This is a genomic window from Leptospira harrisiae (assembly GCF_002811945.1).
Taxonomy (GTDB): domain Bacteria; phylum Spirochaetota; class Leptospiria; order Leptospirales; family Leptospiraceae; genus Leptospira_A; species Leptospira_A harrisiae.
Window position 1 is genome coordinate 83,108 of the sequence record NZ_NPDX01000007.1, and the last position, 16,056, is coordinate 99,163.

11 protein-coding genes are annotated in these 16,056 nt (G+C 37.0%); 7 read left to right on the forward strand and 4 right to left on the reverse strand.

The window, feature by feature from the left end:
* Positions 1-51 precede the first annotated feature (51 nt).
* Positions 52-1,143, forward strand: a complete 1,092-nt coding sequence (locus CH364_RS17755; protein WP_100744133.1) for a metallophosphoesterase family protein — start codon at positions 52-54, stop codon at positions 1,141-1,143.
* Positions 1,140-3,449 carry an ATP-binding protein gene (locus tag CH364_RS17760; RefSeq protein WP_100744134.1) on the forward strand — a complete coding sequence of 770 codons (2,310 nt, stop codon included), beginning with the start codon at positions 1,140-1,142 and terminating at the stop codon, positions 3,447-3,449. Before CH364_RS17755 ends, CH364_RS17760 begins: the two co-directional genes overlap by 4 nt.
* Here the strand turns inward: CH364_RS17760 and tpx are convergent.
* Together tpx and CH364_RS17770 are read right to left on the reverse strand one after the other, a co-directional pair.
* Positions 3,433-3,948, reverse strand: coding sequence for a thiol peroxidase (gene tpx, locus CH364_RS17765; RefSeq protein ID WP_100744135.1), 516 nt, complete (start codon positions 3,946-3,948; stop codon positions 3,433-3,435). The two genes, CH364_RS17760 and tpx, sit on opposite strands and share 17 nt — an antisense overlap.
* A gap of 36 nt (positions 3,949-3,984) precedes the next feature.
* The gene (locus tag CH364_RS17770; RefSeq protein WP_100744136.1) at positions 3,985-5,118 is read right to left on the reverse strand and encodes an LBF_2804 family protein; all 1,134 of its coding nucleotides are present in this window, start codon (positions 5,116-5,118) and stop codon (positions 3,985-3,987) included.
* Positions 5,119-5,176: 58 nt separating this feature from the next.
* Here CH364_RS17770 and CH364_RS17775 point away from each other — a divergent pair, with 58 nt between their 5' ends.
* Positions 5,177-6,274, forward strand: coding sequence for an acyl-CoA desaturase (locus tag CH364_RS17775; RefSeq protein WP_100744137.1), 1,098 nt, complete (start codon positions 5,177-5,179; stop codon positions 6,272-6,274).
* Here the strand turns inward: CH364_RS17775 and CH364_RS17780 are convergent.
* Complete coding sequence (locus tag CH364_RS17780; RefSeq protein ID WP_100744138.1) at positions 6,271-8,097, reverse strand: sensor histidine kinase; 1,827 nt, start codon at positions 8,095-8,097, stop codon at positions 6,271-6,273. The genes CH364_RS17775 and CH364_RS17780 overlap by 4 nt on opposite strands.
* Before the next feature lie 49 nt (positions 8,098-8,146).
* Here CH364_RS17780 and rsgA point away from each other — a divergent pair, with 49 nt between their 5' ends.
* The 4 genes from rsgA (at position 8,147) to CH364_RS17800 (ending at position 15,337) form a co-directional block, all read left to right on the forward strand.
* Complete coding sequence (rsgA, locus tag CH364_RS17785) at positions 8,147-9,100, forward strand: ribosome small subunit-dependent GTPase A (protein WP_100744139.1); 954 nt, start codon at positions 8,147-8,149, stop codon at positions 9,098-9,100.
* Between the two features lie 65 nt (positions 9,101-9,165).
* On the forward strand, positions 9,166-10,137 hold the full coding sequence (locus CH364_RS17790; RefSeq protein ID WP_100744140.1) for a FecR family protein: 972 nt from the start codon (positions 9,166-9,168) through the stop codon (positions 10,135-10,137).
* On the forward strand, positions 10,134-11,747 hold the full coding sequence (locus tag CH364_RS17795; protein ID WP_100744141.1) for an LIC10124 family lipoprotein: 1,614 nt from the start codon (positions 10,134-10,136) through the stop codon (positions 11,745-11,747). The genes CH364_RS17790 and CH364_RS17795 overlap by 4 nt, the downstream gene beginning before the upstream one ends.
* A complete protein-coding gene (locus CH364_RS17800; RefSeq protein ID WP_100744142.1) occupies positions 11,744-15,337 on the forward strand; it encodes a tetratricopeptide repeat protein in 3,594 nt (1,197 codons plus the stop codon). The genes CH364_RS17795 and CH364_RS17800 overlap by 4 nt, the downstream gene beginning before the upstream one ends.
* Before the next feature lie 48 nt (positions 15,338-15,385).
* Here CH364_RS17800 and trmB read toward each other — a convergent pair whose 3' ends face one another.
* On the reverse strand, positions 15,386-16,045 hold the full coding sequence (gene trmB / locus CH364_RS17805) for a tRNA (guanine(46)-N(7))-methyltransferase TrmB (RefSeq protein ID WP_100744760.1): 660 nt from the start codon (positions 16,043-16,045) through the stop codon (positions 15,386-15,388).
* Positions 16,046-16,056: the final 11 nt, after the last annotated feature.

Consider the following 16,056-nt stretch of genomic DNA (forward strand, 5'->3'; position numbering starts at 1 on the left):
TTTCTTTATTTTGTCCCAGGGGGGAGTTAAACTCACCCCTAACCATACAAAATGAAGTTATTACAAGTATCCGACCTCCACCTTTCCAAAAATTCACCAGATGAGCAGAATTATTCTCTCTCTGTATTACGAGAAATATTTCAAACCGCTGAATCAACGAAGTGTGCTCGTATTCTATTTTGTGGAGATCTATTTAATACATTTCCCGACTTAGAAAGCTTACGTTCGGATTTTCTAAAAGAAATATCTTCGTATTCGGGAATAGTATATTTCCTTCCAGGCAACCATGAAATTTTGGAGAAAAAAGGTAATGACAATCGTTATGCGGATTATGATTGGACATCCAAAGTAAAAGTTTTAGATAAAACTCCTTTCTTTTTATTTGAAGACAACGGCATTGAATTTTTATCCATCCCTCACCAAGAAAATTATTCTGAATTGTTACTCTCTCCTCCGCAAGCAAAACAAACAAAACTTCGAATTGGACTTGCACATGGAACTGTTTCGGGAATGAGTTTTACCGGCCTAAGTGAGGAAGAAGAAGAAGGTGGCTCTTATTTAGATCCCAATTTAATTCAGAGTTTAGATTTGGATTATCTGGCCATTGGTCATCTTCATAAGGCCCGAATGGGAACGGTCGGTAAGTGTAATGTGGGTTATGCGGGATCATCTCGAGTTTGGCGAAAAGGAGAATCAGGGAAAAGAGGTGGGATTTTTATTTATGTAGATGGAAGTACAATTCGTACGGAATCTGTTTTTTGGAATTCCGCTGGTGAATATAGAGAAATTGTCGTTTCTTTGGATACCGATGGAAAACCAGAAGAGAGCATAGAAACTTATCTCGAAGGTACAAATCCGAATGATTGGATTGTATTTCGGTTTGTCGGGTATGTAGACTCAATGTCGGAAAAACAAAAATTCCAGGAAGAAGTACAACGTATTTGGAAATCTAAATTTCGAATTTTGGAATTTGATCCCGATGAATCACAAATCACAGTCATCCAACATCTTTCTGAAAATGAATTTGTGAAACAGTTTTTAGATAAGATGAATGCAAGAAAAGAACAAATGGATCCTTCCCTTTGGCGACACACTCGTGTCACAGGAATTCGGTTGATTTTAGAAGGTAAAAAAAATCGATGAAATTAAAAATTGAAAACTTCGGTATTTTTTCCAAAAAAGAATTTCCTATTCAAAAAGTGACTGTGTTTACGGGGCCCAATGAATCAGGTAAAACAACGATCTTGGATGCATTTGTATCAGCACTTGTCAAAGTGGTGGGAAGTACAAAGTATGGTTCCCTTCTCAATGTTCGATACCAAACAGAAAGAAATTCCGATTTAGGAATTCCAAAACTCTCCCTTTCTCAAAATTTATATTTGAACTCTCTTGTCATTAGAGAAGGGAATATGGATGTAGGATCAGAAAAAGAACTGATCAGCACAATTGAACAAACAATATTCGATAGTGGATATAATCCCGCTAAACTCATCGAACAAGTAGAACAACTTTCAGCTAAAACAGGGACAAGAAAGTCCGCAAAAGAATGGAACCAAACTTTACTGGAACTTACGACTGCCAAACAAAAGTTTGATGAAGCGGAAGTTAATTTGAATAAAATTGCATCTCAATTTGCAGAATTACCTACCTGGGAAATTGAGCGCCAAAAAAGAAAAGAAGAGTTATCTATTTCTTTAGCGGAACAATCAAAACAACAAAAACTATTAGAAGAATTAAAAGAATCTGAAGAATTTGCGGAAGTCGAAAGAGTTTATGGCCAACTTTTGCAATGGGAAACATTGGAAACCCAATCAAAGCAAGATGAACGAATACTCAAATCTAATTGGGATCAAAAATCAAAAGAGATAGATGGAGAAATCCAATCAATTGAACAAAAAATAACTATTTCAAAAGAGAGATTTTTACAATTAGAAAAGAAACTAGAATCCTCTTTTAGTCAAAAAACACAATCGGAACAAAAATCAAAAAAACTAGAATCTTATTTTGATTTTTTTGAATCTTGGAAACAAAACATTCGAAAATTCCAAGAAGAATCTCCAGTAGTACAAAAAATAATTTGGAATCCATTATACAGAAGTTTGGCGGGTGGGCTAGGTATATTTGGTATTTTTTCTTTAATTCTATCCTTGTTTACTGATTTTGGGATCTGGGTCTACACTCTTCCAATTCTTTTTTTGGGTTCCTCATTGTATTTTGTTTTTCGTGCAAAAGAAATCAAGGTGGAACGCGACGAACCAAAGTGGAACGAAATGATTCGAAAAATTTATTCAGAAATGGAAACAAAAACTTTAGGAGAATGGAAACCTGATTCCTTGAGTATGGAATCAATCAACTTAATTTTCCAAAGGTTTGATCGCGAATACACAAAACAAAAACTAGAAAGAGATAGTTTTCAGGCAAACATCACTGTCTTGGAAGAAGAAATCAATCAGTTTCGTCTGGAAGAAAAAAAAGGAAAAGATCAACTTTTAGAAAAGGAAAAAGAATTAGCTGTTATTTTAAGAGAATCAGGAGTTCATTCTCTTTCTGAACTTTCAGAGTTGTATGTCCAAATTCGATTGAGGAAAGATAAGTTGCGAACTTTGGAAGAATCCTTAATATCCGAATCCAAAAAATGGGGAGTTAGTGATTTAGTAGATTTAAAACTCCAATTGAAAGATAAACGAATTGACCTAGAAAAAAAAGGAATTTCAAAAACCTTTACCTCAGGAAATAGGACCACCAAACAAAAATTAGAAAATGAAATTCAATCAATATCTAATAAAATTCGTGATATAGAAAGAATCCTGGTTGAATTAGAAAAAAAATTGGATACAGGCAAAGCTGTTTTAGAATCTCGAATGGTTCCTGCTCAAAAAGAATGGGAGCAAAATAAACGTGATTTAGAAACAAAAGAAAAAAGAAAAAATGAATTAGAAAAAAATTTCAATGCCTTGGAAGTGTTAGCTGAAGTTTTTAATGAAATTCAATTGGATAGTACTGACAAAATGTCCTCACTTGTCAAATCTTTACAATTAAGAATGGATGCCTTAAAAGGATCTCTTCCAACAAAACAAATTCAATGGAATGGATTTTCTGAAGAAATTCAGATCAGCACCGATTCATCTAATACAAACCAAGGATTTACAAATTTATCTACTGGAACCAAAGAACAAATTTCTTATGTCCTTCGATTGGAATATGCGTTTCGGATTGGAAAACAATTCAATTTACCTTTTTTGTTACTAGATGAGCCGTTTCGGCATATGGACGTAATGCGACGTGATGCTGCGCTTGATTATACTCTACAATGTATCGCTAATGCGGAAGAAGATTGGAAAGTGGTATTTTTTAGTTTTGATGAAGAATTGGTTTCAAAAATAAAAGATTTGGCAAAGGAATACAGTCTCCCTTGCCAAGTTCATGAATTGACTAAACTAGTTTCTTAGCTTCGGAAAACACTGTATCGTAATTGGGTTCACTACCAATTTCAGGTACAAGTTCCGTATAACGAATGATATCATCTTTATCAACAACAAAAACGGCTCGTGCTGATAGACCGGCAAGCGGACCAGCTGCTATATGAGTTCCGTAATTTTTGGAAAATGAAAAGTCCTTAAATTGTGATCCAGTGATTAAGTTTTCAGAATCGATTCCTTCTGTAGAACAAAATCGTTTCATTGCAAAAGGAAGGTCCCCCGAAATAATCAGAGTAGTGATACCGTTTTCTTTTGCTACTTTTTCATTAAACTTTTTTGTTTCTATGGCACAAACTGCAGTATCTAAACTGGGAACAGCTACTAGGATTTTTACCTTACCTGCGAGATCTTTTAAAGTTAGTTCACCTAGGTCTTGTTTGGCGACCTTAAAGTCGGGAGCCTTATCCCCTGGTTTAGGAATAGATCCTTCGAGTGGAACTGGATTTCCTTTGAGTGTTACTTGTGCCATGATTGTCTCCTTTGTATTTAGACTAATTCTAGCCTTTCATTGAATGGATTCTTCGGGAAGGATTTTTTCCATCCAAAGCAAAGATTCTGCCAATTCGCCTTTGTCTATGGTTTCACCCAAATGACGAACTCTGTCCAAAAGCCAAACAGGTGAAATATCAGTAATTTCTTGAAACGCATTCAATTCTTCTTTATTTAAGGATCCATCAAATGTGGAACAAAGTGCAAAAACAGAGATAGACCAATTTCTTTCTTCTTTTGTCAATTTTTGGAATAAATTTACAAATTCGCTCCAATCATCTAAGTTTCTCAGTTTGTCTTTGTTTGGCAAATAACGAATCAATCCAAAGAGTAAATATTCAAAATTCGGATGAAATGTTTTTGTGAACACAATGGAAATTGCGACAGCACGTAAAGTTGCTTCGATGAATCCTTCCGATCCATGTTTTGCCTTAATTTTTAGTAACATCGCATCCGAAAGTTTCCTTGTGATGATTCTTTTGCGTAATTCAAATAAAATCAAATACGTTGTTACACTATCCCAAATTCCAGTGATAGGACCTGATATATACTCAATTAAAAATCGAAGACCTGTCCTTCCTAAAAAAACCTTTAATAGAAGTTTGGCGAATATATTGGAAAGGAAAACTTTACTTTTGTATAAAACAGTTCGAAAGAATAGTGCACGTTCATTTAAATTTTTATAAGGATCAATTCCGTACAAACGAATCCTTGGATCGGGTATTTCTAAAACCAAACGTGCCATCATACCGGGAATCGGCGTGATGAGTTCCGGTTCTTCGGCAAGTTCAATGTCTGCATACTGTGCCATTCGATAGGAAAGATAAAACCCTAATCGAAAGAGGAGGTAAAATTCGACTAAAGTGACAAGAGCTAATAGAAAAACAAATTTGGAAAGGGCCACAACGGAAAGAGTTTCCAAAGGCCAAAAGTTTAGAGGGGGAAGGTAGGTTGCGAGATACACAAAGGCAACCGAAGGCAAAAACCCAATCCAAAAGGACAGGAACACTCCCCAAAAAAGAATACATTTCGAATGGTAGGAAAAACTTTTGCCAGAATCCTCGGGTTTTCTCGAAAGTGAATGGATCGAAACCAGGACCTTTCGTCCCCACTGTTCCAAAAACCCCGGTTTGTAACGTTCTGTACTCATTTTTTTTGCAACCAGAATCCTTGTTTAGGACTCCCACTCCATGAAACAGGTATTCTCTATGACGACACAAGCTGAAATCAAAACCCAAACCCCTATCGATTGGGTGACTACTATATTTTTACTGACTTCCCCATTGGTCGGAATCTTCGGATCTCTTTATATTTATCTGTATGATACCATTCATATGGGTACATGGGCTTTATTTGTATTTTACTTCTTTGCCACGGGAATGGGGATCACCGTAGGTTATCACAGACTTTTTTCACATAAAGCCTATGAGGCAAAAACTCCCGTCAAACTTTGGTTACTTCTTTTTGGTGCCGCGGCATTTCAATCCACAGCTTTGGAATGGAGCGAAGACCACCGCATTCACCATCGTTTTGTAGATACTGACAAAGATCCTTATTCAATCAAAAAGGGATTTTGGTTTGCTCACATTGGTTGGTTATTTCGCAAACGAAAGTATGTCCAACAAGGGGTACAAGATTTGGTAAATGACCCTCTGGTGGTTTGGCAACATAAACATTTTTATTCCATTTCTATCTTTATGTGTTTTATCCTTCCTGGACTTATCACAATGCTCTGGGGTTCTTTTTTAGAAGGATTTTTTGTCGCGGGTTTTCTTCGCCTTTTTGTTGTTCATCAATTTACTTTTTTTATCAACAGTGCATGCCATGTTTGGGGAGAACGAACTTTTTCCAAAGAACAAACGGCAAGAGATAATTGGATCATCGCCTTCTTTACATTCGGTGAAGGGTTTCATAACTTCCACCATGAATTTCAATCGGATTATCGAAATGGGATTCGTTGGTTTGATTATGATCCATCCAAATGGATGATCAAAGCTCTCTCTTATTTAGGTCTTACTTATAATTTAAAAAAAGTTTCTGAGGAAAAAATCCTTCAGAAAACAATGTATCTGAAAGAAAAAGAAACTCTGAACCAATTTGCAAATTTGGAAGAATCGAAACTTCGTCATTGGGAAGAACAACTAACCAGTCTTAGAGAAACTGCGATACAAGAATTCCAAACTTGGAAACAAGCAAAACAATCTTCCAGTGAAAAGGAAGTGGGGATCCTTCGTAAAAAATTTGAACAAACCAAAGATAGTTGGGAAAAACTCTTAACCCAAGCAGGCAAACCTCTTTTTTCTTAACCACGAATTTCCCGGAAGATCTCTTTCGGGATACTTGGAACATCTCCAGGACCAACTAACGGTAGATAAACTAGGAACCGAGTTTTTCCTGGAGTGGATTCCACTTCAATCCTTCCTTTGTGTTTTTCGATAATACCTTTCACTATACCAAGTCCTAAACCCGTACCTTCTCCTTGGTCTTTGGTCGTAAAAAATGGATCCCAAATTTTATCTTTTATCTCCGTTGGAATTCCTGATCCATTGTCTTCGAAACTAATTAAAACAAAATCTTCTCCAACCATTTTAGAAGAAATAATGAGTTTAGGATGTTCTATTTTTTTCATCGCATGGATGGCATTGGTGATCAGGTTAGTCCAAACTTGGTTCAATTCGTCGATATTACATCGGACTGGTGGTATGGTCCCATAAGCTCTTTCAATTTCTACACCGTGTTTGATTTGGTTTTGCATGATCACGAGTGTATTTTCTAAGCCTTCATGAAGGTCAGACTCCGCATACGATGCTTGTCCTAGGTGAGAGTAATACTTTAGTGCTTTGACAATCCGAACTATATTACGAATGGCATATTTGATGTTTTTGATATTTCTTTGCAGGCTTAAAGTATTCTTTAACATCTCGAAAGTCTCTTTTCCGCCAGCTTTCCAGATACGAATGAGTTCTTCCTGCATATGCAAAAGTTGGTGGTCGATGATAAAGGTAGCCAAATCAGTAGCATCATTTTCTGGAATCCCATCTTGGACAAATCGAAACTTGGTTTCTTTTTTAAGTTTGAATTTGTCTTTAGGATCAATTTTTGCCTTTGGATCTTCTTTTACAAAACTAAAGAGAATGTCCAAATATATAGAACGAAAATCAGGATTCTGAATGAGTTGAGAAATGTCCCCTAAATGCGATAAAACAAAAACTAAATTGGCATCCAAGTTGTCAGCAGAACCATTGATCACTGCGGCAGGAGTGTTGATTTCGTGAGCAATGCCTGCGACCATCACCCCAAGAGAAGCCATTTTCTCTGACTGCACCAAATGTGCTTGGGTTTCTTCCAATTCTTTAGTTCGTTCTCTTACCTTTGCCTCCAACGTTTCTGTTAAGTTTAATAACTGTTGGTAAATCATAGAGTTGGATAAAGACATAAGAGAAACAGATAGGATTTCCAAAATGATTTCGATTTCTTCTATATCATAAATTTTTCCTTCTTTGTGTTTTCCGAGTAAAATAAATCCAACTAAACTCGATTTGATGGAAAGAGTTGCAACTAACTCTGATTTGGTATCTGTGAAAAAGTTTAATGCTTGTTCGGCTATTTTTTCGTGGTTAGGAGATGCGTATTGAATGAAGTTTTCTTTAATATGGATCCCTTCACGTTCAGAAAGCCAAAGTAAAAATGGATTGAATACAGGAAGTGAAGGTAGGTTGGAAAACTTCTGGTCTCGTGATTCTAAAAATGGCCTAGGACGGAACTGTCCTTCTCTTTCATCCCAAGTGTAAACTTGGACAAAATCTGCAGGGATTTTCGAAGCAAGGAACTGGCTAATGGTTTCGCTGATTTGGTCCGGGTCGTTAAAAGAAATTAGTTCCTCTTTGAACTTTTCTAAGGCAAATAGGTTTTGGACAAGTTCATCCCGTTTTTTGGGTTTTTCCATTTCTTGTGATTTGGATTTTTTGCGTAAAAAGAACAAAATGCTGAGAGTTAGAAGCCCAAAAAAAGTAGCAATTAGGGAATGGGTATTTGCGGAATCAGTGTTGCTTAAGGTATAAGCAAATACAAACCAACCAAAAGCCGAAAGGATTATAATTCCAAATGGAAAGAAAACTTGTGTTTGCATGTCATCTGTATAGAATGTAAGAACTAGATTATTTTGGTGCAGATTCTACTTGGGTAAAGAACTATTTACAATCGCTCGTATCTTCGGAGCTTATTATGAAATTTATTCGGAAGAAACTACCTATGCCCTCGCAGTCCTTAAGGGTAAATTACGACTAAAGAATTCGAACGAACGCCATCCCTTTGTTGTGGGAGACATGGTTTTGGCAGAAAAATCCTCGGGAGAAGAGTGGGTCATCTCGGAACGAATGGAGAGGAAAAACTTCCTGTCCAGAAAGAGTGACCGTGGCGACAGTCATGTGTTATGCGCCAACCTGGACCAAGTGGCGATCCTTGCTTCCTGTAAGGACCCAGAAACCAAACCGGGTTTCATCGACCGACTTCTTGCCGCATCGTATCAAACTGATATCCCTCCACTGATTATTTTTACAAAAAAAGATTTAATTTCTGAAGAGGAAATCGAAGAACGAGAAGTTTATTATAAAGAGTTAGGTTATGAAGTGATGAGTGTCTCTCTTCTTTCGGAGGAATCCATCCAACCTTTATGGGAAAGGATTCGCGGGAAACGAACCTTCCTTTGTGGGAATTCAGGAGTGGGAAAGTCCACTCTAATGAATCATCTCCATAAGAAGACAGTCCAACGAACGAACTTAGTCAGTGGTTCCACAAAAAAAGGAAAACATACCACAACTAATTCTTTCGCTTTGTTTTTGGAAGAAAATACGGTTCTCATTGATTCACCTGGAGTCAAAGAGTGGGGAATCCTACACCTGACACCTGTTGAACTTTGGGAAAGTTTTCCCGAATTGCGAAAGATTAAAGAAACATGTCAGGAAATTTATTGCTGTGAACTGGGTTCTGAATGTCCAATGCGAAAACACCTAAATGAATCCATGGATGAAACCAGGAAAAAAAGCTTAGAATCCATGATTGAGAGCCTAGAAAACCCCTACCGCGTGACAAGAAGGGACCATTGGACAAAGGCTGTCACAAAAAGGTATTAGGGAAAAGAGTTGCCAAGCACTCAGTTGTTATCTATTCTTAGAATGACATTTCCGGAGGAAGGAATATGAAACGTACAATGATCAATCGGTTGACAGCAATAGGATTTGTGGCAATTTTCGCCATATTTTTTACTGCTTGCCAAAAAGATTCTAAGGAATCTGTAACCAATGTTACAGATAAGTCTGCGCAGGAAAGTAACGTAGTGGTTGCCTTTGTAAAAGGTGATGTAGTCGTGATCCGTGAAAGTGGACAAATCAAACCAAACTTAGGTGATGTTTTAACTTCCAAAGATACCATTGTAACTGGACAAAACGGTTCTGTGGAAATCCTTGTGGGTGAAGACGGAGTACTTAAGTTAAACAAAAATACTTCACTGAGTGTAAGCCAAGCGTTTGCTGCAAACGATGGTTCACGCGAAACAGAAGTGAATATGCAATATGGAAAACTTGTGACTGTTCTTCGCAAAGAAAGAAAAACAGAATCATTCAATATCGTAACTCCTACATCCATTGCGGGTGTTCGTGGTACAATTTTTCTTACCAATGTTGAAAATCCATCAGCAAAAGGTGGAAACGTTGCTTGTGGATCTGGAAATTGTGTTGTAAAGTATACGGTTCTTGACGGAGCTGTTGCCATTCGCAAATCTAATTCAGAAAACGAAATCGTTGTCGACAAACAGAAAACAGCTGAAGTCGGAAATGATACTAAACTTTCTGATAAGATGATTAAACCAATGGACAAACAATCTCTAACAGAGATGAAAGAAATGTTGGCTTTTGAAAATACTAAGATGTTGCAGTTTGAGTCTCTTGCTAACGAACTAAGGACCAACAACGAAGAACTTCAAAAATTAAACATTGGATCTTCTGCAGAAGAATTAGAAAAAGCTGCAAGATCTCGTGAGATTACAAAATCAAAATCTGACGAAGTAATCAAAACAGCCAAGTCCATTGAAGATTCAAAATACATCAAAAAAGATGTACAAAAAGATTCCCTAAAATTAGCTCCCAAAGAGAGTTTTGATAAGACGAAATGAGATATGTTTATTTACCGGTCCTTTGTTTTTTAGTCGGTTATTGTTCTTCGGTCACAAAGATCGAAACACTAAATCGAAGTTTTACAAAACCTAAGTTCGTTACCCCTGAACCGGGTGAATCAGAACCCCTTCCTTCGGGTAGAGATTACAAAGAACGACTGGTAAATAAATCCACTCCTCATTTTTCCCTCCTCTGGAAACAGATTCCAGAGGGGTTTTCTAAATCCGATTTACTGTTATTAGAAGAGAAAGTCCTCTTCCCTCACAACAAACTGGGTTTATATAAAAAATCTCCAAAAGATCCAGACCCCAAATTTTCTGAAACCTCCGACTTAGATTTGTTATTGGAACTTTCGCTTACGAAGAATGCCGATAGGCTTTCGATTGATGTACAATACAAAGATCCTGTTTTGTCACAAAACTTTGGGAAGGCGGTTTTTGTTTACCAAGAGGAAAAAGAACCAGTTGTAAAATCATTAAAATCATTTGATGTATTTCATGGGAAAAGACAACTCCAACCTTTAACGGGAACTGTCCCTTCTTACTTCGCAGAAGTATCTTCTCCTACAGATGATGAACTTCGCTCTTATTTTACTGCTTCCCTACGTGGAAATGTTTCAGTATTTTCCACCTCTCCGGGAACTACCATTTATTTGGATGGGGTGGAAGTGGGAAAAGCTCCTTTACTTTCTTACCAACTCATCAACGGAAAACATATCCTTTCGTTTGCAAAACCTGGCAAAGATCCGGTAAAACGGAATATCTTAATTCGTGCAGGAAAAACAACTCGTGTATTCCAAGAATGGAGCGATGATATATCCCAAGGAACCATTGTTATTTCCAGTTTTCCTCCTGGCCTCGATATCGTTGTGGATGGTCAGAAAAAAGGAAAAACACAATACGCTGAATCAGGCGTACCTTACGGTAGTTATCCGATACAATTCATACGCACACAAAATGGTTCCAATTTTGAATATGCTAAGGCAGGTATCAAAATTAGACCCAAACAAATTACGTCAATAGCATTGCCCATTTCTTTAGAGGATGGTGTAGGTTGGGAGTCCGAAGAATTTTGGAACCTAACATCGGCATCACCGAATTTCTCTGCTACATTTCCTGGTAAACTTACCTTTGCAAAAAACAAGGACTTACCCAACGGCTGGTATGGAGTATATTCAGAAGACCTAATACCTGATTATTTGGAAGCTGAACTTGTTTTGGATCTTGTAAAAGATCTAAATGGTGCGGTTGGTTTGTCTTTTACTGATCACAACCAAAATACAATTTTAGTTTATATAGACAAAACAGATTTTCATATCATCAAGTTTTCTTCAGAGGAAAAAGAGGCTCCTGTTCGTTCTTCTTACCGTTGGGACAGAGAAGATGAATTAAAAGGAAGAACTGTTAAACTTTCTACTGATATCGAAAAGAAAATGATCCGTTTGTCATTAGGAAATAAAACGGTGGAAGAACTTCCTTGGAATTTTGAAACTTTTTGGAATATAGGTGTATTAACACCACATAACGCTCCCATTACGGGCACACCTCTTCGTGGTGTTAAAATACGATATCCTGACATGGTTAAATTTGAGGAAAGGCTCCAAAAATGAGACAACTTAGTTTTTTATACATCACCTTTGTTCTATTTGTTGGTTGTCAGTCCAGAGATTTTAAACCAGTTACTGTAAAAGATCCGGTTGTCGAAAAATCCGATGTGTCGGATCGCCAAAAAATTGAAGAAGCTAGGGCTCTTGTCGCAGAAGGAAGTAACGAATTCCAGAAGGGAAACATCGATTCTGCATTGGAAAAGGCAAAAACTTCCATTCAAACTTTTGAACTTATCGATGGTTATTCATTACTTGGTTCCTCCTACTATCAGTTAGGAGATTATGAAAATGCAAAACTTGCTTTCGAAAAAGGCAAAAACATTGATCGCAAAAATGAAAAACTCCTTATCGGGCTTGGTACAGTTCAATCCACTTTAGGAGAAAACGAGGAAGCTCTTTCCACTTACCAAACCTTAAGCCAACTCAAACCAGAAGAATCCATTTATACATACAAAACGGGAATCCTTTTAAAAAACCTAGGTCGGTACCAAGAGAGCCTTGTGGTTCTAAAATCTTTGGAAACAAAACCAGAATTTCCTTACCCAATCGAACTTTTAAACCAATTGGGAGATGTCTGTTTAGAATTAAAACGATATGATGAAGCTGAAGCTTACTTTGCAAAGGCGGAAAAACTCAATCCGGAATTAAAAACTGCCAAAGATGCGAAACTTTCTACTAAAATTGCTTCTCTCATCCAACGCGGTAATGACTTCCTAAACAAAAAGAATTATGCAGAAGCCACTTCCGAATTTAAAAAAGCGACAGATTTACAACCTCAAAATGGTTCCTTATGGTCCTTTCTTGGAAATGCTCAGTTACTAAGTGGCAAACTCAAAGAGAGTGAAGATAGTTTTAAAAAAGCTATTTCTTTTGCGGATACAAATCCAAGTGGATATGTTGGATTGTGTAATGTTTATATTCAAACTCATAATTATTCTGATTGTTTAAAAACTTCCAAACAAGCTGGTATAAAAATTCCAAAAAATGCTGAAATTCGCAACAAACAAGGGATATGCGAATGGAAATGGGGAGAAACTAAAAAAGCCACTCTCAGTTTCCAAGACTCAGCTTCTTGGGATCCTAATTTTTTTGAACCCAAACTAAACCTAGCATATGTGTTAATTGATTCTAGTCGTTTTGATGAAGCTTTGGATGTATTAAAAAAAGCAGAATCACACCCTAAGGCAAAAAAAGAAGAGATTCGTAAAGCAAAGGTATTAGCAGAATCTCAAAAGTTTATCGCTAGTGGTGATGTTTTCCTACGCCAAGGAAAACGAAAACAGGCCTTTGATGAATATGGAAGGGCTATGGGTGTGAATCCAGAAAATCCTGCTGCACAAAATGCCTTTGGTCGTGCTTATTTTGCTTTTGGAGAATATAAAAAGTCGGAAAGTTCTTATTTAGAAGCTTACCGAATGGATTCAACCAATCCTGGCGCCTTACAAGGATTAGCCCGTGTGTATGCGAAAACTGGAGAATCCAGAAAAGAAAAAGAATACATTAAAAAACTAGAAATCCTTTCGGCAACAGATCCATTTAGTGCCATCACTTTAGGTAGGATTGCGGAAGACGCAAGCAAGTGGGATGAAGCTGAATCCATTTATATGGGGCTAAAGAAAAAATTTCCGAACAATGATGCAGTAGACTACCGATTGGGAAGTTTGTATTACAAACGCGCCGTAGAAGAAAACGCTAAAGAAAATTATTCTCGTGCAAACGAGTTCATTCAAAAATCCAAAAAATATACTAAAGACATTCCTGAACTGATTGAAACTGAGAAAACGGTAGCAGAGAACTCTCGTTTTGCGGAGATCCTTCCTTTTGTAAAAGAAGGAAATTCATACTTCAACCGTAAAAAATATTTGGAAGCAGTCACTCCTTACCAAAAGGCATATGATCGGGTTCCCAAGGCATCCCTTCTTGTAAAAATTGCAGAATGTTATATTGAGAAAGGTGAGGAAGAAAAAGGCCTTTCCATTTTGGAAAATGCGGTTCGTTCAAACAAAGAAAATGCGATTTCTTTTAAAGAGGGAATTTACTCTTTTTACTATAAAAAAGGGGAATTAAAGAAAGCAGAAGATGGTTTTAACGATATCTTAAAGGAAAAACCAGATTCGTATTACGCATATTATATGTTGGGTCTCGTGACCATGAAACGAAAAAATTACGAAGCTGCCATGGGGGATTTTGACCGTTCTATTTTGGTAAATCCAAATTTTGCACCAAGTAACGTTGCTAAAGGTTTGGCATTTTATAAAATAAACCAACTGGAAAACGCAAAAAGGGAATTTGAAAAAGCAAGAGAGAAGGATTCTGAGTTTGGACTTTCCTCTTACAATTTGGCAATTGCTTATTTCAACGAAGACCTAACCAAAGAAGCAAAATCCATTTTAGAATCAATTCGCAAATCCGATCCGGATTTTATGGATGGTGAGATCCAACTTGCTTATATTTATTATAAAGAAAACAAATTAGAAGAAGCAGAAAAAATCATTGATCATGTTCTCAAAGAAGAACCGTCTGCGGAGGCTTTGTTTGCACAGTTTCGAATTTTGGATGCAAAACAAAAACAGTCTCCTTCTGATAAGGTTAAATCAAAACGAAACCAAGTAAAAGAGAAAATTTTACGTGAATATGGGGAAACTAAATACGCAAGGTTACTTCCTTCTGATGCTTTAGATGATGAACCACTCCATGTAACTGATTTGAATCTTTCAGGAACTCCGGTTTCTACTCCAATCGTATATCCAAACAGAATCATCGTGAATTATGGAACAGCACTAGTAGGATATGATCGAATCACAAAGGAACTTATCTGGAAACAATATACATCCACTCCGTTTCAACTTCTTGTAGCTGGAAAAGAACTTGTAGGGATTTCCAATGATACTGCTACCAAAATTTACCCAGAATCTGGAAGAATGACTTTTAAAAAACAGGTGTTAGCTGGTTGGAAGGTGAAACAAGGTTCTGCTGATGCCAATGGTTTTTTCCTTCTCTTAGAAAAGGAAAAAGGATCCGACAGAAAAATTGTAAAAACAAACCCGAATCTAGAGATTATAGAAGAGTGGAATGGAAACGATTTTTTAAGTTTTTCATTCACAGAGGAAGGAAAACTCGTTGTTCTTCGTGATTTGAAAAAAGAATTTCAAATTCAAGTGTTTGTCATCGGTTCACAAACAGAGAAAGAAAAAAAAGTATCAAACCCAATTGCTAAAAAAGATACGAAAGAATCAGCACAAATTCTCGGCTGTTTGGAAGATTCTTGTTTGATCCAATTGGGAAATCATATGTATCAGGGAACAGAAAAAGCAAAACTTTACTCTTTGGGAACAACTGAATCTATTCGTTCTGTTGTCAAAAATCCGGAGTCATTATTAGTTAATACTGAAAACACCACCTATCTTTGGAAAGGTGGTTCAAAATGGAAAGATTCCTATCCTGTCCAAGGAGATTTTTATTATCCATTGGATGGGCTTGTAGTGGAGGGAAGGTCTAAGGAACTGCTCCTTATCAAAGGTAGGGACCAAACTCCTGTTCCATGGAAAGGCGATCGAGATGGCCTTCGTATCAGTACGGTAACTGTCGACTAACAACAACCCAATCGATATAACAAATGCATCTAAAGTGAATTGGAATATTCAATTCACTTTAGTTCGATTTATATAATAGATTCGTTTCCCTTCGTTTCTTTTTTCTTCTTCGAAAAAGGAAACCGGGAATCCGGGTCTTTCGAATTCATATTCTTTATTGTCCCAAACAAATTTAGGAAATTTTCTAAATAAAGAAATCGTTCGTCTTGCATACGGGCCGTAATCGGTCGCAAATGACAACTTACCACCTGGTTTCAATAGATCGTAAATTTGTTCGAGCATGTGGCCTTGCATGAGTCTGTTTTTTCGGTGTTTTTTCTTTGGCCAAGGATCAGGGAAGTTGATGATGATTTTGTCAAAAATTTCTTTCTCTAACAATTCATCAAAAAACCACTGGAAGTTAACGGTCATATAGCGGATATTCTCCAAACCCAGCGTTTGTCGTTGTTTTTCGGTGTGGATGATTCGGTTTACCTTCTTTTCCATTAGCAAATAGCCTGTTTGGTGATCGTTCTTTGCCAATTCGATGGCAACTTCACCCCATCCAGAACCAAGCTCTAAAACAAAGTTTTGAATCTCATCCGGGAAAGATTTTTTTAGGTCGATTTTTTTTCCCCGCTCTTTAGGTTGCAGGAGGTAGTCTGATTGATAGGAAGTTTTGGTAGTAAACTTCCAAAGTTTTTCTTGGATTTCTGGGCTAACTAACAAATGCATTCCTT